Origin of the sequence: Nonomuraea sp. NPDC050310, from assembly GCF_040655795.1 — a bacterium.
Classification (GTDB): domain Bacteria; phylum Actinomycetota; class Actinomycetes; order Streptosporangiales; family Streptosporangiaceae; genus Nonomuraea.
This window is the reverse complement of record NZ_JBFAKP010000012.1, coordinates 148,406-167,103: the sequence shown is the minus strand read 5'-3', so window position 1 is coordinate 167,103 and position 18,698 is coordinate 148,406. Positions and strand designations below refer to the sequence as shown.

Sequence of the window (18,698 nt, the reverse complement as noted above, 5' to 3'; positions counted from 1 at the left end):
TTTCACAAGTTTGTGAAAGCTGTGTACAGTCTAAAGCATGAGCAACGTCATCTCCCTGTCCGGCGTGACCAAGCGGTTCGGCCGGACGACCGCGCTGGACGGGCTCGACCTGACCGTCCGTACCGGCGAGGTGCACGGCTTCCTCGGTCCCAACGGCGCCGGGAAGTCCACCACCATCCGGGTCCTGCTGGGCCTGCTGCGCGCCGACTCCGGCAGCGCGAGCCTGCTCGGCGGCGACCCGTGGAAGGACGCGGTCGCGCTCCACCGCCGCCTGGCCTACGTGCCCGGCGACGTCACGCTCTGGCCCGGCCTGTCCGGCGGCGAGGTCATCGACCTTCTCGGCCGGCTGCGCGGCGGGCTCGACCCGCGCCGCCGCGCCGACCTGGTCGAGCGCTTCGAGCTCGACCCGCGCAAGAAGGGCCGCGCCTACTCCAAGGGCAACCGGCAGAAGGTCGCCCTCATCGCCGCGCTGGCCTCCGACGTCGAGCTCTTCCTCCTGGACGAGCCCACCTCCGGGCTCGACCCGCTGATGGAGGCGGTCTTCACCGACTGCGTCGCCGAGCTGCGCGCCCAGGGCCGCACCGTCCTGCTCTCCAGCCACATCCTGGCCGAGGTGGAGAAGCTGTGCGACCGGGTGAGCATCATCCGCGAGGGCCGCATCGTCGAGTCCGGCACCATGGCCGAGCTGCGCCACCTGACCCGCACCACGATCAGCGCCGAGCTGGCCGGCTCCCCGAACGGCCTGCGCGACGTGCACGACCTGCGCGTCGAGGGCAACCGCGTCACCTTCCAGGTCGACACCGACCACCTCGACGAGGCGCTCCGGCAGCTCACCGCCTCGGGCGTGCGCGCCCTGACCAGCCAGCCGCCCACCCTGGAAGAGCTTTTCATGCGCCACTACCAGCGCGAGGCCGTGCGATGACCGGCACCGGCGCCCTGATCCGCCTCATCCTGCGGCGCGACCGGCTGATCATCCCGCTCTGGGTGCTGCTGCTGGCGATCATGCCGATCACCCAGACCTCCGCCCTCGGCGGCCTCTACGACACCGACGCCGAGCTGCAGGCCTTCGCCGCCTCCATGCGGAGCACCCCCGCCTTCACCGCCCTGTACGGCCCGCTCCTCGACTGGCACGCCCCCGCGCTGGGCGTGTGGCGAGCCGGCTTCGTCCCGGTCATCCTCGGCATGGCCTGCCTGCTCACCGTGATCCGGCACACCCGGGTCGAGGAGGAGAGCGGCCGGCGCGAGCTGATCGGCTCCACCGTGATCGGCCGCAACGCCGGTCTGACCGCCGCGCTGGTGGTGACCTCGATCGCCGCCGTGCTCACCGGCGTGATCGTCTTCGCCACGCTGGCCGGTTCCCACCCGGTCGCCGGCGCGCTGGCCGCCGGGCTCGGCTACATGCTGGTCGGCCTCGCCTTCGCCGTCGTCGGCGCGGTCGCCGCCCAGCTCACCGAGAGCGCCGGCGGCGCGCGGGCCATCGGCCTGGCCGCGCTCGGCGTGGCCTACCTCGCCCGGATGGCGGGGGACACCTCCGACGCCTCCTGGCTGTCGTGGCTGTCCCCGATCGCCTGGGGGCAGAAGCTGCGGCCGTTCGCCTCGGAGGACTGGTCGCCGCTGCTGGTCTTCGCCGTCTTCCTCGCGCTCGCCGGCTACGCCGCCTACGTGCTGTCCGCCCGCCGCGACGTCGGCGCCGGGCTGCTGCCCCCGAGCCTCGGACCGGCGAGCGCTCCCACCAGCCTGGCCAGCCCGTTCGCCCTGGCCTGGCGGCTGCACCGCGGGCCGCTGCTGGCCTGGAGCATCGCCTTCGCGATCTTCGGCATGGTCATCGGCAGCGCCGCCAAGGCGGCCACCGACGCGCTCGGCCAGAACGCGGAGATCAGGGAGATGCTCGCCCGCCTCGGCGGCAGCGCCGATCTCGGCGACCTGTTCATCGCCGCGCTGATCAGCATCTTCGGCCTGGCCGTCTCCGGCTACGCCATCCAGGCGGCGCTGCGCATGCGCACCGAGGAGACCCTCACCCGGGCCGAACCCCTGCTGGCCACCGGCGTCGGGCGGCTCGAATGGGCCGCCGGCCACCTCGCCTTCGCCCTCCTCGGACCGGCGGTCGTCCTCGCGGTCTCCGGCGCGGGCGTCGGCCTGGCCTACGGCGGAGCCACCGGCGACCTGGCCGGCCAGCTCCCGCGCACCGTCGGCGCCGCCCTCGCGCAGCTCCCCGCGGTCTGGACCCTCGCCGGGCTGGCCGTGGCGCTGTTCGGGCTGCTGCCGCGCGCGGTCTCGGCGGCCTGGGTGGCGCTGGCCGCCTTCCTCCTGCTCGGACAGGTCGGCGCGTTGCTCGACCTGCCCGAGGCGCTGCTGGAGGTGTCGCCGTTCAGCCACCTGCCCATGCTGCCCGGCGGCCCGGCCGACCTGACCCCGCTGGCTGCGATGACCGCGGTCGCCGCCGTCCTGACCGCCGCCGGCCTGTACGGCTGGCGCCGCCGCGACGTCGGCTAGAGCCCTACTTCTTGATCAGGGGCACGACCTGGTCGATCGCGTAGGGGATGCTCAGCACGGTGTTGAAGGAGAGCGCGGCCCCGATCGGCGGGTCCTGGTAGGTCAGGAACAGGTCGCGCCCCTCCTTAGCCACCTTCAGCTCCTTGTACACGCTGTCGGACTTGATCCGCTCCCAGGGCTCCTTGCCGGTGGTCAGCCAGACCAGCCGGTCGACCTCCAGGAGGTTGAGCCCCTCCGACCCGAACTCCGCCACGTTCGACTTGCCCGCCCGCTTGGTGATCTCCTCCGGCACGGTGAACCCGAGCTCGGCCAGGAAGGCGGACTTCGGGTCGCCCTTCTGGAAGGCCGAGTAGGTGCCGGCCTTGAAGCTGTCGGCGGCCACCGCGCTCAGCCCCGCCCACTGCGGGTTGGCCTCGCGGGCGGCGGCGAACTTCGCGCCGATCCCGGCGATCAGCTCCTTGGCCTTGGCCTCCTCGCCGAGCGCGCGACCGGCCAGCAGCGTGTACTCCTGCCACGGCGCGGCGTAGGGGTCGAAGCCCTTCGGCTGGGCCACCACCGGCGCGATCTTGGAGAGCTGGTCGTAGGTCTCCTTCTGGACGCCGGAGTACATGGCGAAGATCAGGTCGGGCTTGAGCGCGACCACCTTCTCCATCTTCACGCCGTCCTCACGCAGGCCCAGCACCTCGGGCTGGGCGCCGCCCCAGGCGTCCTTGGCCCACGGCCAGTCGGTGAAGGGGCTGCGCTGGAACCAGTCCACCACGCCCACCGGCTTGTAACCGAGGGCCAGCACGGGCTCGTGGTCGCTGAGGCCGATCGTGACGATGCGCTCGGGCCGCTTCTTGATCTCGGTCGTGCCGTACAGGTGCTCGACCTTCGCCGAGAAGGCGGGTGCCGGGCTGCCCGAGGCGGATCCGGCGGAGGGGGCGGGGGCCGGGCCGCCCCCGCAGGCGGCGGCCGACAGCAGCGCCGGCACGACCAGGGCGGCGGTGAGCGCCGTCTTCAAGCGAACCATCGATCCTCATCAATTAGGTGAGCCTTACCTAAAGGGAGCATATAGGTAAGGCAAGGCTGACCTAAAGCTAGGATCTCCCCGTGCGAACCAAACTGGCCGCCGCCCTGGTGGTCCTGGCCGGGCTGTGCCTGCTCTCACTGGCCGTGGGCAGCCGCGCCATCCCGCTCGGCGAGGTGGTCGCCGCCCTGACCGACCCGTCGAGCGTGGACCCGCAGACCGCGGCCATCGTCGGCGGCACCCGGCTGATCCGCACCCTCGTCGCGGTGCTGACCGGCGCCGCGCTCGGCCTGGCCGGCGCGGTCATGCAGGGACTCACCCGCAACCCGCTGGCCGACCCCGGCCTGCTCGGCGTCAGCGCCGGAGCCGCCTTCGGCACCGTGCTCGCCGCCGGGGTGCTCGGGCTGACCGGGCTGCTCACCTCGATCTGGTTCGCCTTCGCCGGGGCCGCCCTGGCGGCGGTCGCGGTCTACCTGCTCGGCGGGCGCGGCCGCAACGCCTCGCCGGTGAAGCTGGCCGTCGCCGGCATCGCGCTCACCTTCCTGCTCGACTCGCTGACCAACGGGATCGCGCTCAGCGACCCCGAGGCCCTCGACCGCTACCGCTACTGGTCGGCCGGCACCCTCACCGGGCACTCCTTCGCCACCGTGCTCCAGGTCGCCCCGTTCCTGCTGATCGGCTTCGGCCTCGCGCTGGGCACCGCCTCCGCCCTCAACAGCCTGGCCCTCGGCGAGGACGTGGCCGTGGCGATCGGCCGCCGCCCCGGCCGGGTACGGCTGCGCGCCGCGCTGGCGATCACCCTGCTGACCGGGGCGGCCGTGGCGGTCACCGGGCCGATCGTCTTCGTCGGCCTGGTCGTGCCGCACGTCGTCAGGACGGTCACCGGGCCCGACCACCGGTGGCTGCTGCCCGGCTCCATGATCCTGGCGCCGATCGTGCTGCTGGCCGCCGACATCCTGGGCCGCGTCGTGCTCCGCCCGCAGGAACTCGACGTCAGCCTGGTCGCGGCCTTCCTGGGCGCGCCGTTCTTCATCGCGCTGGTGCGGCGCCGGCGTCTGGCGGAGGTGTGAGATGAAGAGCTCCGCTCTCGTGCTCCGACCGGGCCGGCGGGGGCTGTCGGCTCGCCTGCCGTACCGGCTGGTGCTCACCTGTCTGGCGGCGATGGCCCTGGCCGCCGCGGCCTTCGCCCTGACCGTGGCGGCCGGCTCCGGCGACTACGCCGCCCCGATCAGCGCCCTGTGGGGCGTCGGCGAGCCCGCCGACCTGTTCGTGGTCCAGGAGGTACGGCTGCCGCGCGCGGTGGCCGGCCTGCTGGCGGGCGCCGCCTTCGGCCTGTCCGGCGCGATCTTCCAGACCGCCACCCGCAACCCGCTGGCCAGCCCCGACATGCTCGGCATCACCCAGGGCGCGGGCACCGCCGTCGCCGCCGGGGTGGTGTTCGGCGCGGGCCTCGCCACCCAGTTCCTCGGCCTGGCCGGAGCGCTCGTCGCCGGCCTGCTCATCTACCTGCTGGCGTGGGACCGCGGCACCACCGGCTACCGCGTCGTCCTGGTCGGCATCGGGGTGAGCTGGATGTGCGTCAGCGCCACCGCCTACCTGGTCAGCCGGGCCGAGCAGTACCAGGCCGCCCGGGTGCTCGGCTGGCTGGTCGGCTCGCTCAACGAGCGCACCTGGAGCCACGCCTGGCCGCCCGGCCTCGCGCTGGCCGTCCTGCTGCCGGTCGTGCTCCTGCTCGCCCGCACCCAGCGCGCCCTGCACCTGGGCGACGACATCGCCCTCGGTCTCGGCGTGCGGGTGCAGCGCGCCCGGCTCGGCCTGCTCCTGTGCGGCTCGGCCCTGGCCGCCTTCGCCACCGCCGCCGCCGGGCCGGTGCTCTTCGTGTCCCTGGCGGCGCCGCTCATCGCCCGCCGCCTGGCCGGCTCGGCCGCCCCGCCCCTCACCGCCTCGGCCGCCGTCGGGGCCGCCGTCGTGCTGGCCGGCGACCTGATCAGCCAGCGGCTCCTGGAGGACTCCGTGCTGCCCGTCGGCGTCGTCACCGGCGTGCTCGGCGCGCCCTTCCTGCTGTGGCGGCTGGGCAGTTCCAGAACGTCCGGCCGATGATGTCGAAAGCCCGGCCGCTCGCGCGTCGAGCAGAGTGAGAGGTTGTCCCCGGAGCTGAAGGAGTACACCGTGCGCTCCATCCTCCTGGCCCACGTCGACCGGGCGGGCAAGAACCGGCTGGAGCCCGCTGCTGCCCGACGAGCCGGAGGTGCTCGGCCAGGCCGCGGCGCTGCTGCTCACCGACGCCCGCCGGCCGGGCAGGACCCGTGACGGCGAGCTGGTCCCGCTGGCGGACCAGGACCGGACCCGGTGGCGGTGGGACGACATCGACCACGGCCTGCGCCTGGCGGCCGAGGCGGTGCGGCGGGGGAGCGGGCCGTGGGTGCTGCAGACGTCGATCGCCGCCCTCCAGGTGGCGCCCGTCCCCGACCGGGAGGCGATCGTCACGCTCTACGACCGGCTCGCCGTCCTCAGCCCGTCGCCCGCCGTGCTGGCCAACCGGGGCGGCGGCCGTCGCGCTGGCCAGAGGACCCGCGGCCGCCCGTAACGAGGTCGAGCGCCGCCACCTGCTCCGCCGGCTCGCAACCCTGCGCTGAGACCACCCCTGCGTCCGGGGCCGGTCACTGCCCGTTACGCTCGAAGGCATGGATCATGACCAGTTCGTCCGCGTGCGGGGCAGCCGGGTGCACAACCTGCGCGCGGTGGACGTGGACGTGCCCAGGGACGCGCTGGTGGCCTTCACCGGTGTCTCCGGCTCCGGCAAGTCGTCGCTGGCGTTCGGCACGCTGTACGCCGAGTCGCAGCACCGCTTCCTCGAATCGGTCGCGCCCTACGCCAGGCGGCTGCTCCAGCAGGCGGGCACCCCCGACGTGGACGAGATCACCGGACTCCCGCCGGCCGTGGCGCTGGAGCAACGCCGCTCGGTGCCCTCGTCCAGGTCGTCGGTGGGCACGGTCACGACGGTCTCCAACTCGCTGCGCATGCTGATGTCCCGCGCCGGCGACTACCCGCCCGGCGCCGAGCACCTCGACTCCGACGCCTTCTCGCCCAACACCGCCGCCGGGGCCTGCCCGCAGTGCCACGGGCAGGGGGTCGTCTACGAGGTGAGCGAGCAGTCCCTGGTCCCGGACCCGTCGCTGTCCATCCGCGAGGGCGCGGTGGCCTCCTGGCCGGGGGCCTGGCAGGGCAAGAACCTGCGCGACATCCTCGGCGTCCTGGGCTACGACCTCGACGTGCCGTGGCGCGACCTGCCCGCCGAGCAGCGCGAGTGGATCCTGTTCACCGACGAGCAGCCGGTCGTCACCGTCCACCCCGAGCGCGAGCCCGGCCGGATCCAGCGCCCCTACCAGGGCACCTACTCCAGCGCCAAGCGCCTGGTCCTGCACGCCTTCGCCGACTCCAGGAGCGAGGCCTCCCGCACCCGCGCCGCCCGCTTCCTCCACGCCGCCACCTGCCCGCTGTGCGGGGGCCGCCGCCTGCGGCCCGAGGCGCTGGCGGTCACCTTCAGCGGGTACGGCATAGCCGACCTGGCCGGCATGCCGCTGAGCGACCTGGCCGAGGTCCTGCGCGCGCACACCGCCGATCCCGGCCCGGCCGGCGTGCTCGCCAAGGACCTGGTGGCCCGCCTCGACATCCTCGTCGAGCTGGGCCTCGGCTACCTGGCGGTCAACCGCACCGCGCCCTCGCTGTCCGGCGGCGAGCTGCAACGCCTGCGCCTGGGCACCCAGCTCCGCTCCGGCCTGTTCGGCGTGGTGTACGTGCTCGACGAGCCGTCCGCCGGGCTGCACCCCGCCGACGCCGAGGCGCTGCGCTCGGTGCTGGAGCGGCTGAAGCTGGCCGGCAACAGCGTCTACCTGGTCGAGCACGACATGGCGGTGGTACGGCACGCCGACTGGATCGTCGACGTCGGCCCCGGCGCCGGGGTGCACGGCGGCCGGGTCCTCTACAGCGGCCCCGTCGGCGGCCTGGCCGGGGTGCCCGAGTCGGTGACGCGCCGCTACCTGTTCGACCGGCCGGAACCGGCGGCCAGGGAGCCTCGGCAGCCGCGCGGCTGGCTCAAGATCCGCGACGCCCGCCGCAACAACCTCCAGGGTCTCGACGTGGACCTGCCGCTCGGCGTGCTGACCGCGATCACCGGCGTCTCCGGCGCGGGCAAGACCACCCTCCTGGACGTGCTGGGCCGGACCGAGGGCGAGCAGCGCCGCGTGGTGCGGGTGGACCAGCAGCCGATCGGCCGCACCCCCCGCTCCAACCTGGCCACCTACACCGGCCTGTTCGACGTGGTGCGCAAGCTCTTCGCCGCCGTCCCGCAGGCCCGCGAGCGCGGCTACGACGCCGGCCGCTTCTCCTTCAACGTGGCCGGCGGCCGGTGCGAGACCTGCAAGGGCGAGGGCTACGTCTCGGTCGAGCTGCTCTTCCTGCCCTCCACGTACGCGCCCTGCCCCGACTGCCACGGCGCCCGCTACAACCCGCGGACCCTGGAGATCCGCTACGAGGGCAGGACCATCGCCGAGGTGCTCGACCTGACCGTGGACGACGCCTCCGCCTTCCTGGCCGGCGTGCCGGCGGCGGCCCGCTCGTTGCGGGCGCTGCGCGAGGTCGGCCTGGGCTACCTGCGGCTCGGCCAGCCCGCCACCGAACTGTCCGGCGGCGAGGCGCAGCGCGTCAAGCTCGCCTCCGAGCTGCAGCGCACCAGCCACGGCAGCACGCTCTACCTGCTCGACGAGCCCACCGGCGGCCTGCACCCCTACGACGTCGAGGTGCTCATGCGCCAGCTCGAAGCGCTGGTCGAGGCGGGCAACACCGTGGTCGTCGCCGAGCACGACCTGGACGTGGTGGCCGCCGCCGACCACGTCATCGACCTCGGGCCGGGCGGTGGCGGCGCGGGCGGCCGCCTGGTCGCGCAGGGCAGCCCGGCCGACATCGCCGCCGCCCCGGCCAGCCGCACCGGCCATTACCTGCGCGAGCGATGACTTCCGCCGCCCGGCGCGGTCTGCCACGGCGACAGAGCTTTCCTGGAAGGGACCGCCATGAACGACGACCAGCAGATCCGCGACCTGATCGAGCGGTGGATCGCCGCCGTGGACGCCGGTGAGCTGTCCGGCCTGCTCGCCCACCGCACGGACGACGTGGTGATGTTCGACGTGCCTCCGCCCGCCGAGGGCTTCCGCGGCCTGGAGGCCTACCGGGCGGCGTGGGAGCCGTTCACGGTCTGGCAGCGCGTCGGCGGTGGCCGCTTCGAGCTGGTCACCCTGGAGGTCACCGCGGGCACGGACGTGGCCTTCGCGCACGCGCTGCTGCGCTGCGGCACCACCGAGGAGCTCGCCGCGAACCCGGCCAACCTGCTGCGGATCACCTTCGGGCTGCGCCGGGAGGGCCGGGAGGAGGGGCAATGGCGGGTCGCGCACGAGCACCACTCCTTCCCCGACTTCACCGCCGTGGAGGGGTAGCCAGCACGGCGTCGCGCACCTGCCGCAGCCGAGGCAGCGCCCCGGCCACCTCGGCGGCCCTGTCCCGCATGGCCTCCGGGGCGGCGACGCCCAGGTCGCCGAGGAGGTCGCGCAGGGCTTCCGTGCCGTGGGGATCGAAGGTCACGCAGCGGGCGAGCGTCACCAGGATCCACCACACCGCCTCCCGGTGCAGTCCCTGTTCGATGAGCTCGCGGGTGCCGTCGATCGACACCGGCCGCGCCTCCGGGGTCAGGTCGCTCCCGTACGGCTTCGCCACGTCGTACGGCACGCGGTCGTAGACCGAGGCCAGCCGGTCGAGGTGCTCGCCCACCCGGGCCGCGTCCAGCCCGGCGCACCCCAGCCACCCCAGCACCTCCTCGTGGAAGGCCCCTTGGCCGTGGGCGAGCAGCACCTCCCGGGACGCCACGTACCGCTTGCGCACGGTCGGGTTGGCCCGCGCCGCGGTCAGCACCACCAGCGTGGGCAGGCTCACCGGAAACGCCCAGGCCAGCACCCGCTCCGCCGGCGGCACCCCCTCGTCCGGCCGGGCCACCGCCACCCTCCGTCGCTCTCCGGCCGGTCCCGCGACCCCTGCTTCCCCGGCCGGTCCCGCGATCCGGTCCTCCATGGCCGCGCACCTGGCCAGCACCCACTCCGGCGCCCCGAACCGGGCCGCCACCTCCGCCTGCACCCGGCCCAGCCGCCCCCCGGAGTCGGCCAGCAGCACCCCTCTGCTCAACGCCGGCGCGAGCGCGGGCGAGCCCAGGACCGCCTCCGCGGAGGCCATCGGCGCGAAACTGACATCGAGCAGCACCCCGTCATACCGGAACTTGCCGAGTTTGGGCCGCTCACCGTCCACCACGACGATCACGTCCACATCGGAGGCGGGCGGCAACTCGGCCGTCTCCGGCAGCCACGCCGCCGACCCGCTGACGTAGGCGCCCACCCATCCGTCAGCGCGATGGTCCGCCACCCACCGGGCCGCGACCGCCCGAGCCTCACCGACCTTCACACAGAAGAAGATCCCCGACCCGAGCCCAAAAGAAAAATCCCAGGCCCGGAAGGACCTGGGATCAAGAACTGGTGGACGATACTGGGATTGAACCAGTGACCTCTTCCGTGTCAGGGAAGCGCTCTCCCGCTGAGCTAATCGTCCAGCACGTCATTCGGAGATCAGAGATCTCGACCGACGCAGAGCGGAAGACGGGATTCGAACCCGCGACCCTCACCTTGGCAAGGTGATGCTCTACCCCTGAGCCACTTCCGCATGATGCTCGCACTACTGTAGCGGATCCTCGCGGTTCCGCGACCTGCACCGAGGTGGAGACGGGATTTGAACCCGTGTGGACGGCTTTGCAGGCCGCTGCCTCGCCTCTCGGCCACTCCACCAGGAGTTGGTACACACTCCGAGCGGAAGACGGGATTCGAACCCGCGACCCTCACCTTGGCAAGGTGATGCTCTACCCCTGAGCCACTTCCGCGTGCGGTCCGCTTTCACGGCCACGAGGAAACCTTATCGTCTCTCGGGAGTGCGTGTGCGCATCGAGCGGGCCTCGCGGCGAAACCCGTACCAAATGTCCGAAATCTAGCGGACGACGCGGACGTCTTTCGCCTTCACGAAGACCACGCGATGGCCGAGCTGGATCTGGTGGTAGCGGGTGCGCCCGCGCACCAGGACGTGCCGGGCGGGGTTGAAGGAGCCGGCGGCGAAGTAGCTGCCGGGCACGGTGAGGCCGAGCGAGTAGGCCTGGCCCGTGCGCAGCACGTACGGCAGCGCGATGTGCCGCTGGTAGCCGACCCCCGAGGGGAAGGCCGACCTCTCCGGGTAGGCCCTGCCGTACACCGGGACGCGGTCGCGGCGCGGGACGACCAGCGGCCCGCCGGTCCGGACGGCGGTGGGCTTGGCGGCCGGGTTGTAGAACCACGCCTTCCGGCCGAGGTACCAGATGGCCGTCCAGTCGCCGCGCGTCTCGGCCACCGCGAAGCGCTGCCCGGCCGAGGCCCGCGCGCTGTGGTCGTAGACGCTGTAGGTCGAGGTCGGCCCGCCCTTGCCGATGTCGTCGACGAGCGGGGCGTCGCCGCGCGGCTCGGTGCGCAGCCAGACGGTGGAGTAGCCGCGGGCCGGGCAGGGCTTCTTCTTGGCGCAGCCGGTGAAGGTCTGGGCGTGCCGGGGGTAGTCGGGCTTGATCAGCACCGAGCCGCCGCCGGAGGCGGCCTTGAGCGGGCTGCGCAGCAGGGCGAAGTAGCGCTCCCAGTCCCAGAACGGGCCGGGGTCCTCGTGCATGCCGGCCAGGGTCTTGGCGTTGGTGCCCGGCACGTTGTCGTGGCCGAGGATGTGCGCCCGGTCGAGCGGGATGTCGTAGCGGTCGGCCAGGTAGCGCACCAGGCGGGCCGAGGAGCGGTACATCGCCTCGGTGAACCAGGTGGGGCCCTTGGCCAGGTAGGCCTCGTGCTCGATGCCGATGGAGCGGCTGTTGACGTCCCAGTTGCCGGCGTGCCAGGCGATGTCGCGGGTGGCGACGTGCTGGGCGACGTGGCCGTCGCGCGAGCGGATGGAGTAGTGCCAGCTCACGTACTTCGGATCGCCGACCATCGACGGGATGCCCCGGTAGGAGCCCTCGGTGTCGTGGATGACGATGTAGTCGATGCGCCGCTCCCGGCCGCGGACCCGGTCGTGGTTGCCGTAGTTCTTCTTGCCGAAGCGGGCGTAGGCGGCGGGCATCCACTCGCAGGCCAGCGTCGAGGGGCACTCGGTGGGTGCGGCGGCGGCCTCGGTGCGCATCGGCAGCTCCGGCGGGGGCGGCGCCAGCTTCGGGTTGGGCGCCAGCCGTACCGGATGGCCGTCGTCGGTGACGCGCTCGGCGCCGGTGCGGAGCACCTCGAAGACCTCGTCGGCGAAGGCGCGCGAGCCGCCGTAGCGGGCCGCCGCCTCGTACCAGCCCCCGGCGGCGGCGCGGTAGGCGGCCAGGACGGCCGCGCCGCCCCGGATGTTGGCGACCGGGTCCTCACGCAGCCGCTCGGGCGGCAGCCCGGTGAGCCGGGCCGCCTCGGCCAGCGTCGCGCCGGCCACCCCGGCGGGCGCAGGGGCTAGCGGCCGGGCGTCGTCGCCGCGCCGGTCCTCCTGCTCGCCGGCCGGCACCGGCCCGAGCAGGTGCATCGGGCCGTAGCCGCCCGAGGCGCTGGGCAGCCCGGCGTTGGCGTCCCAGCGCGATTCCAGGTAGGAGACGGCCAGCAGCAGGCTCGGCGGCACCTCGTAGCGGGCCGCGGCCCGGACGAAGTCGTCCTGCCGTCCGGGGTCGTGAGTGGGGTGGAGGGGAGGGTGGGTGGGGTGGAGGAGAGAACTGACAAGCGCGACGACCAGGACCGACGACACTACTACCCCCGATACACAGACGCTTACAGGGAGTAATGATGCCCGTGATGGGCACGGTTAATGCGGGCTCCGTGGGTCAAATGAGACGAGTGGGTCCTAAGGGAACCTGCAAAGAATCGTGATTCCTGCCCGATTCCGGGCAGGATGTTGGCGTAAAGCGCGCCACGTGGGTACGGTCCTCGACGTGCATCCTTACGAGGACCTCATCGCGCACCTCACCCGGACCAGTCCCCTGGGGCCCGGCGAGGCCGCGCGGGTCGTCGCCGACGTGCTGGCGTACTTCTCCGAACCGGTCGAGGAGTTCGTGCGCCGCCGGCACCGCGAGCTGAAGGCGCGCGGCCTGACCAACGAGGAGATCTTCCCGAGGATCGCCGCCGAACTGCCGGCCCGCCGGGTCTCTGCCCCGGAGCTGTCGCTGCGCCAGCTACGCCGGATCGTCTACGGATAGAGGAGATTGCCGGACATGTGCGGAATCGTCGCGTATGTGGGGCCGAAGGACGCCGCCCCGATCCTGCTCGAAGGCCTCCAGCGCCTGGAGTACCGGGGGTACGACTCGGCGGGCGTCGTCGTCTCGAACCGCGGCCTGAAGGTCCGCAAGGTCAAGGGCCGCGTCGCCGACCTGGCCCAGGTGGTCCCCAACAGCTTCAAGGGCAAGCTGGGCATCGGCCACACCCGCTGGGCCACCCACGGCGTGCCGAGCGACGTCAACGCCCACCCGCACCTGTCCGGCGACGAGCGCATCGCGGTCGTGCACAACGGCATCATCGAGAACGCCAACGAGCTGCGCACCAAGCTCCAGGCCGACGGCGTCGTCTTCGTGTCCGAGACCGACACCGAGGTGCTCGCCCACCTCATCGCCGCCACCGTGGACGAGACCTCCACCCTGCAGGAGGCGGTCCGGATGGCGCTCAAGCGCGTCGTCGGCACCTACGGCATCGCGGTGATCGACGCCCAGCGCCCCGGCGAGATCGTGGTCGCCCGCAACGGCAGCCCCATCGTGCTCGGCATCGGCGAGAAGGAGATGTTCGCCGCCTCCGACGTCGCCGCCCTGGTCCGCTACACCCGCCAGGTGGTGCACCTGGAGGACGGCGAGCTGGCCGTGATCAAGGCCGACGGCTTCCACACCTTCGCCGGCGACACCTCCGCGGGCGACATGGTGGAGACCGCCAAGGAGCCGCTGACCGTCGACTGGGACGCCGGCCACTACGACACCGGCGGTTACGAGCACTACCTGCTCAAGGAGATCTCCGAGCAGCCCGAGACGGTCGCCCGCACCCTGTCCGGCCGCATCGACGAGCGCTTCCACGTCTCCCACCTGGGCGGGCTCAACATGGACCCGCGCGAGACCCGCTCCTTCCGCCGGGTGAAGATCATCGGCTGCGGCAGCGCCTACTACTCCGGCCAGATCGGCGCCCAGCTCATCGAGGAACTCGCCCGCATCCCGGCCGACGCCGAGCCCGCCTCGGAGTTCCGCTACCGCAACCCGGTCGTCGACCCCGACACCCTCTACATCGCGATCAGCCAGTCGGGCGAGACCTACGACACGCTGGCCGCCGTCCAGGAGCTCAAGCGCAAGGGCGGGCGCGTCATCGGCATCGTCAACGCGGTCGGCAGCGCCATCGCCCGGGAGGTCGACGGCGGCGTCTACCTGCACGCCGGGCCCGAGGTCTCGGTCGCCTCCACCAAGGCCTTCATCTCGACGGCCGCCGCCTTCGCGCTGATCGCGCTGCACTTCGGCCGGGTGCACGACCTGTCGCCCGCCGACGGCCGCCGCATCTGCGCCGGCCTGCGCAAGCTGCCCGAGCAGATCGAGGAGATCCTCAAGCAGGGCGAGCGCATCGCCGCCCTCGCCCAGAAGTACGCCGGCCACCCGTCGATCATGTTCGTCGGCCGGGTGCGCGGCTACCCGGTCGCCCGCGAGGGCGCGCAGAAGCTCAAGGAGATCTCCTACATCCACGCCGAGGCCTACCCGGCCAGCGAGCTCAAGCACGGCCCGCTCGCGCTGATCGGCCCCGAGCTGCCCACCGTCGCGATCGTCCCCGACGACGAGCTGCTGGACAAGAACCTCACCACCCTGGGCGAGATCCGCGCCCGGGGCGGCAAGGTGCTCATGGTCGGCCACCGCGAGCCCGACGCCGGCCTGGCCGACGACGTCATCGTGGTGCCCAAGAACGAGATCGAGCTCGACCCGATCCTGCTCACCATCCCGCTGCAGTTGCTGGCCTACCACGCGGCCGTCGCCCTGGAGCGGGACGTGGACAAGCCGCGCAACCTGGCCAAGAGCGTGACCGTCGAGTAAGGCGAGCCAAGGGGTACGGCGGAGCCGTACCCCTCAGGGCAGCGGGTTCCAGGCCAGCGTGCTGTCCAGGCGGAAGTGGTCGCTGAGCATCCCGGTCTCGCCGGGGGCGCGCTGCTGGAGCGTGACCGTGGTGGCCGGGGAGTGCCAGTACTCCCGCTGGTAGAGCACGTGGTCGAGCTTGACCCGCTGGTACCCGGCGTCGCAGGCCGTGCTCGCCGTCGGCGGGGTGGCGTAGGTGACGCTGGACACCCGGCAGAAGGTCGGCTCGTCGGCCGGCGCCCCCGCCTCGGCGAAGTGGAACTTCAGCGGCGTCGTGCCGGCCGGCTGGTAGTCGGCGAACCCGAAGTAGGGGCGCCAGGCCTGCACCTGCGCGGCCCGGTTCTTGATCGCGTCGTAGGAGGTGAAGGCGGGCTCGTCGGGCCGGTTGTTCATGTCGCCGGTCAGGATCAGCGGGGCGTAGCGCCCGTTGGCGTCGGCGACCATGAGGTTCTCCTCGACGCGGGCTCGGATGACGCTGGCCTGGCAGTGCCGGAGGTCCTCGCCGGCGAAGGCGGCCGACTTGGGCAGGCAGAACGAGACCCAGCCGCCGGCCATGGTGGGGGTGTCGACCACGCCGCCGACCGGGTCGAGGTGCGTGGTGCAGACCCGCGAGTGCTGCAGCCGCAGCGGCCCGGTCTCGACCGGCAGCCAGGTGCGCACGCAGTACAGCTTGTAGAGCGCGCCGTCGGCGCGGGTCCTGCTGGGCAGGTCCCAGGTGGTGCCGGTGTGGGCGTCGTGGCGGGTCAGGATGGCCGAGCCGATCGACAGGCGGCAGGTCCCGGCGGCGTAGCACGGCTCGTCGACGCCGTGGGGTCCCAGGCAGCGGGTGTAGCGAGTGCTGTCGGCCTCGGCGACGTAGCCCCAGCCCTTGACCTGCCAGCCGTTGCCGTCCAGCGGCTTGAGCGCGTCCCGCAGCTCGATGTACTGGTCGTAGCAGATCTCGTTGAGGGTGATCACGTCGGGGCGCTGGGCGCGGGCGGTGGCCGCGACGGCCCTGACCGGGGTGTCGCCCCCGGCCCACCACTCGCCGCCGGCGATGTTGAGGTGCATGATCTTCGGGGTGGCCGGCGTCGCCGCGGCGGCGGGCGCGGGAGCCAGGGCCAGGGCGAGCGGGAGCAGGCATAACGCCAGGAGGAGTCGGCGCACGGGGGGATCCTTCGCTGCGGGCAGACTTTCGAGGGTTTCCCTCGTAAGTATGCGCCCGCTGCCCAGATAGTCAACGGGTGCGATCCAGCCGCGAGCCCAGCGGGTCCGCCTCGGTGAGCAGGAGCTCGTTGATGTGGTCGATGGCGATGCAGGCCGCGCCCAGCACCACGCAGTTCTCGCCCAGCGCCGAGGACCGCACCTCCGGCATGCGCAGCACCAGCGGCGCGAGCGCCCGGCGCAGCGGCTCCAGCAGCACGTCACCCGAGCGGGAGAAGCCGCCGCCCAGCACGACGACCTCCGGATCGAGGGTGAGCACCAGCGCGGCCGTGCCCACCGCGAGGTCGGCCGCGAACCGCTCCACCGCGGCGGCCGCCTCCCGGTCGCCCTCCCGCGCGGCGGCGAACACCAGCCCGGCCACCTGCTCCTCCGGCGCCCCGGCGAAGCGCGGCACGCTCTCCAGGTGCCGGCCCATGTCCATCCAGCGGACCGCCGGCAGCAGGCCGACCTCGCCCGCCGCGCCGCCGAAGCCCTGCAGCAGCCGCCCCTCGATGATCGAGGCGGCGCCGGGCCTGCGGCCCACGTGCAGGTAGACCAGGTCGGCCACGTCCTGCGCCACCCCGAGCCGCTGCTCGGCCAGCGCGGCCGCCCGGCTGTCGTTGGCGACGCGCACCGGGGCGTCGAAGGAGGCGGCGAAATGGCTCACCAGGTCCACGCCCGCCCAGTCGGGGATCGAGTGCACCCGGGCCACCCGGCCGGAACGGTCCACCACGCCGACCGTGCCGGCCGCCACCGCCCAGATGTCGTCCTGGCCCAGGCCCGCCATGCTCAGGCAGGCCGCCACCGCCCGGTCGGCCGCCTCCAGCCGCTCGCCGCGCGGCAGGTCGGCGCTCACCGCCGTGCGCGCGCTGGCGACCATCGCGCCGTCGAGGTCGGTGATGGTGGCCAGCACCTTGTGCACGCCGATGTCGAGCCCCACCACGTGGCCGGCGTTCGACCTGAACCGGTAGCGGCGGGCCGGCCGGCCCATCGCCCCCTGCACCGGCGGCACCTCCTCGACCCAGCCGCGCTCCTCCAGCTCCGTGACCACTTCCACGGTGGAGGCGCGGGACAGCCCGGTCCGCCTGGACAACTCGGCCAGGGTCAGCGGGACGTCGCCGCGCAGGGCGCCCAGGCAGGCCAGGGAGTTGAGCCGGCGAAGCCGTTGCAGGTCGCCGCCGCCGACATCCATTCGTCCCCCTCGTGGCCGGGTCGTGGCTCTACTAATGATGGTATCCATTGTTAGTGATGGCTCGCTCGGGTGGCGAAGACACAAAGAGATCTTCGTTTCCGGGGGTGGCCGACGTTACAGGCCCCGGCGCGGCGGGAGCTGTCTAGGGTGGGGTCATGATCGCGCCCCGACCGGTCACCGGCCTGTTGCTCGCGCTCGGCTTACTCGCGGGGTGCGCCCCCGCCACCCCCGCGACCGCCCCACTCGCAGGCCCGCGCACAGGTCCGCGCACGGGCCCCCCGGGCACGGAAGCCGCCACCCCCGCGCCCGCCGCGAGCCGGACGGCCGAGCCCCCGCGGCGTCCGGTCCTGGACCGGGGGCACGACTACGACGGCGACGGGTACCCGGACCTGGCCATCGGCGCCCCCGGCAGGAAGGCGGAGTCCGGGGACGCGGGCACGCCGGGCGCGGTCGCGATCCTCTGGGGCACCGCCGCCGGCCTCGCCCTCCCCGGCGGGGACCGGGCGCCCACGGTGCTACGGAGTCCGGCGGGAGGCCGGGGCGACGGGTTCGGGTCCGCGCTGGCGGCGGGCGACTTCGACGGTGACGGCACCAGCGACCTGGCTGTGGGCACCCCGAAACACGGGCCGGGCCGGGGCGGGGTGACCCTCCTGTTCGGCGGCCCCAAGCCGTTCGCCAGGACCCGCGAGGTCCGCCTGCCCGCGCAGCGGCTGGCCGCCGGGGACTTCGACGGCGACGGCCGGGACGACCTGGCCATCGCCGGGCACGCCACCGTGCACGTGCTCATCGACGGCCGCCTCGACCTGGTCAAGAAGACCGCGAGCGCCGGCCCGATCGCCGCCGGGGACGTCACCGGCGACGGCCGGGCGGACCTGGCGGTGGTCTACTCCGACGACGACCCCGCCGACGAGGGCACGGGCGTGGTCTATCCGGGCACCGCGCAGGGCCTCGGCAAGCCGCCGCCCGGCCGCGGCTTCGACGGCTGGGGCGTGTCCGGGCTCGACATCGGCGACCTGGACGGCGACGGCCACGGCGACGTCGTCGCCGGCAACGGCTGGGCCGACGCGAGCGACCCGGGCGGCCAGATCACCGTCCTGCCCGGTTCACCCGAGGGCCTCGGCCGGCCGGTCCTGTGGTCCCAGGCCTCACCCGGCGTGCCGGGCGAGTCGGTCGACGGCGACGGTTTCGGGACGCTCCTGTCGGTCGGCGACGCCAACGGCGACGGCTACGCCGACGTGCTCGCAGGCGCCCCCGCCAAGGACCTCGAAGGCGCGGTGTTCCTGCTGTACGGCGGGCCGGACGGGGTGAGCGGCGCCGGCGCCCGGATGCTGCTCCCGCCCAGGTCCCCGGGCGGCGGCACGGTCCGGGCCTTCGGGTTCCCGCCCGCGCTGCGGCAGCTCGATCGGGACCCGGAGGCCGAGATCCTGGTGACCGCCTTCAGTTCCCACGAGGTGACCGTTCTGGACGGCGGCTCGGAGGTCACCTTCGGCGCGGAACAGGTGCCGATCCGGACCGGAGACGCCCGCTTCGGCGTGGTGATCGAGTAGTCCGCTATGCCTTCCATGTGTAACACGCTGTGATCTGTCAATAACTTCAGGTATTGGGGGATAGGTCGCTGGGGG

Annotated in this window: 15 protein-coding genes and 4 tRNA genes; 10 read left to right on the top strand and 9 right to left on the bottom strand. The window is 73.2% G+C overall.

What is annotated here, in order from left to right; translation table 11 throughout:
* The first annotated feature begins 37 nt into the window (after window positions 1-37).
* Window positions 38-922 carry an ABC transporter ATP-binding protein gene (locus AB0I67_RS26375; RefSeq protein ID WP_357928210.1) on the top strand — a complete coding sequence of 295 codons (885 nt, stop codon included), beginning with the start codon at window positions 38-40 and terminating at the stop codon, window positions 920-922.
* Complete coding sequence (locus AB0I67_RS26370; protein WP_357928209.1) at window positions 919-2,493, top strand: ABC transporter permease; 1,575 nt, start codon at window positions 919-921, stop codon at window positions 2,491-2,493. The genes AB0I67_RS26375 and AB0I67_RS26370 overlap by 4 nt, the downstream gene beginning before the upstream one ends.
* Before the next feature lie 4 nt (window positions 2,494-2,497).
* Here the strand turns inward: AB0I67_RS26370 and AB0I67_RS26365 are convergent, their stop codons facing one another.
* The gene (locus AB0I67_RS26365; RefSeq protein WP_357928207.1) at window positions 2,498-3,505 is read right to left on the bottom strand and encodes an ABC transporter substrate-binding protein; all 1,008 of its coding nucleotides are present in this window, start codon (window positions 3,503-3,505) and stop codon (window positions 2,498-2,500) included.
* Between the two features lie 80 nt (window positions 3,506-3,585).
* Here AB0I67_RS26365 and AB0I67_RS26360 point away from each other — a divergent pair, with 80 nt between their 5' ends.
* From AB0I67_RS26360 to AB0I67_RS26340, 5 genes are all read left to right on the top strand, one after another.
* Complete coding sequence (locus AB0I67_RS26360) at window positions 3,586-4,572, top strand: iron chelate uptake ABC transporter family permease subunit (protein WP_357928205.1); 987 nt, start codon at window positions 3,586-3,588, stop codon at window positions 4,570-4,572.
* A gap of 1 nt (window position 4,573) precedes the next feature.
* Window positions 4,574-5,602 (top strand): iron chelate uptake ABC transporter family permease subunit, encoded by a 1,029-nt coding sequence (locus tag AB0I67_RS26355; protein WP_357928204.1) that lies wholly within the window; start codon window positions 4,574-4,576, stop codon window positions 5,600-5,602.
* A gap of 127 nt (window positions 5,603-5,729) precedes the next feature.
* On the top strand, window positions 5,730-6,089 hold the full coding sequence (locus AB0I67_RS26350) for a DUF6596 domain-containing protein (RefSeq protein ID WP_357928369.1): 360 nt from the start codon (window positions 5,730-5,732) through the stop codon (window positions 6,087-6,089).
* A 97-nt stretch (window positions 6,090-6,186) separates the two neighbouring features.
* On the top strand, window positions 6,187-8,514 hold the full coding sequence (locus AB0I67_RS26345; RefSeq protein ID WP_357928202.1) for an excinuclease ABC subunit UvrA: 2,328 nt from the start codon (window positions 6,187-6,189) through the stop codon (window positions 8,512-8,514).
* Window positions 8,515-8,571: 57 nt separating this feature from the next.
* Complete coding sequence (locus AB0I67_RS26340) at window positions 8,572-8,991, top strand: SgcJ/EcaC family oxidoreductase (RefSeq protein ID WP_357928201.1); 420 nt, start codon at window positions 8,572-8,574, stop codon at window positions 8,989-8,991.
* Here the strand turns inward: AB0I67_RS26340 and AB0I67_RS26335 are convergent.
* From AB0I67_RS26335 to AB0I67_RS26310, 6 genes are all read right to left on the bottom strand, one after another.
* Window positions 8,972-10,003: a hypothetical protein gene (locus AB0I67_RS26335; RefSeq protein ID WP_357928200.1), complete on the bottom strand. Its 1,032-nt coding sequence runs from the start codon at window positions 10,001-10,003 to the stop codon at window positions 8,972-8,974. The genes AB0I67_RS26340 and AB0I67_RS26335 overlap by 20 nt on opposite strands.
* Window positions 10,004-10,072: 69 nt before the next feature.
* Window positions 10,073-10,147: transfer RNA gene (locus tag AB0I67_RS26330), tRNA-Val, on the bottom strand.
* 39 nt (window positions 10,148-10,186) lie between these two features.
* Window positions 10,187-10,258, bottom strand: a tRNA-Gly gene (locus AB0I67_RS26325).
* Window positions 10,259-10,309: 51 nt separating this feature from the next.
* A tRNA-Cys gene (locus tag AB0I67_RS26320) sits at window positions 10,310-10,380 on the bottom strand.
* Window positions 10,381-10,400: 20 nt separating this feature from the next.
* A tRNA-Gly gene (locus AB0I67_RS26315) sits at window positions 10,401-10,472 on the bottom strand.
* Window positions 10,473-10,576: 104 nt separating this feature from the next.
* Window positions 10,577-12,364: an N-acetylmuramoyl-L-alanine amidase gene (locus AB0I67_RS26310; RefSeq protein ID WP_357928198.1), complete on the bottom strand. Its 1,788-nt coding sequence runs from the start codon at window positions 12,362-12,364 to the stop codon at window positions 10,577-10,579.
* Window positions 12,365-12,548: 184 nt separating this feature from the next.
* On the opposite strand from AB0I67_RS26310, the gene AB0I67_RS26305 reads away from it, so the two are divergent.
* Both AB0I67_RS26305 and glmS read left to right on the top strand, forming a co-directional pair.
* Window positions 12,549-12,812, top strand: a complete 264-nt coding sequence (locus AB0I67_RS26305; protein ID WP_357928197.1) for a hypothetical protein — start codon at window positions 12,549-12,551, stop codon at window positions 12,810-12,812.
* Between the two features lie 15 nt (window positions 12,813-12,827).
* A complete protein-coding gene (gene glmS / locus AB0I67_RS26300; RefSeq protein WP_357928195.1) occupies window positions 12,828-14,663 on the top strand; it encodes a glutamine--fructose-6-phosphate transaminase (isomerizing) in 1,836 nt (611 codons plus the stop codon).
* A gap of 33 nt (window positions 14,664-14,696) precedes the next feature.
* Here glmS and AB0I67_RS26295 read toward each other — a convergent pair whose 3' ends face one another.
* The gene (locus AB0I67_RS26295; protein WP_357928193.1) at window positions 14,697-15,848 is read right to left on the bottom strand and encodes an endonuclease/exonuclease/phosphatase family protein; all 1,152 of its coding nucleotides are present in this window, start codon (window positions 15,846-15,848) and stop codon (window positions 14,697-14,699) included.
* Window positions 15,849-15,918: 70 nt separating this feature from the next.
* Window positions 15,919-17,076, bottom strand: coding sequence for an ROK family transcriptional regulator (locus tag AB0I67_RS26290; RefSeq protein ID WP_357928192.1), 1,158 nt, complete (start codon window positions 17,074-17,076; stop codon window positions 15,919-15,921).
* A 155-nt stretch (window positions 17,077-17,231) separates the two neighbouring features.
* On the opposite strand from AB0I67_RS26290, the gene AB0I67_RS26285 reads away from it, so the two are divergent.
* A complete protein-coding gene (locus tag AB0I67_RS26285) occupies window positions 17,232-18,623 on the top strand; it encodes an FG-GAP-like repeat-containing protein (protein WP_357928190.1) in 1,392 nt (463 codons plus the stop codon).
* Window positions 18,624-18,698: the final 75 nt, after the last annotated feature.

Coding starts and splice junctions, on each gene's coding strand:
- glmS (WP_357928195.1), top strand. CDS start 12,828: ATGTGCGGAATCGTCGCGTATGTGGGGCCGAAGGACGCCGCCCCGATC.
- AB0I67_RS26340 (WP_357928201.1), top strand. CDS start 8,572: ATGAACGACGACCAGCAGATCCGCGACCTGATCGAGCGGTGGATCGCC.
- AB0I67_RS26285 (WP_357928190.1), top strand. CDS start 17,232: ATGATCGCGCCCCGACCGGTCACCGGCCTGTTGCTCGCGCTCGGCTTA.
- AB0I67_RS26345 (WP_357928202.1), top strand. CDS start 6,187: ATGGATCATGACCAGTTCGTCCGCGTGCGGGGCAGCCGGGTGCACAAC.
- AB0I67_RS26370 (WP_357928209.1), top strand. CDS start 919: ATGACCGGCACCGGCGCCCTGATCCGCCTCATCCTGCGGCGCGACCGG.
- AB0I67_RS26375 (WP_357928210.1), top strand. CDS start 38: ATGAGCAACGTCATCTCCCTGTCCGGCGTGACCAAGCGGTTCGGCCGG.
- AB0I67_RS26355 (WP_357928204.1), top strand. CDS start 4,574: ATGAAGAGCTCCGCTCTCGTGCTCCGACCGGGCCGGCGGGGGCTGTCG.
- AB0I67_RS26365 (WP_357928207.1), bottom strand. CDS start 3,505: ATGGTTCGCTTGAAGACGGCGCTCACCGCCGCCCTGGTCGTGCCGGCG.
- AB0I67_RS26290 (WP_357928192.1), bottom strand. CDS start 17,076: ATGGATGTCGGCGGCGGCGACCTGCAACGGCTTCGCCGGCTCAACTCC.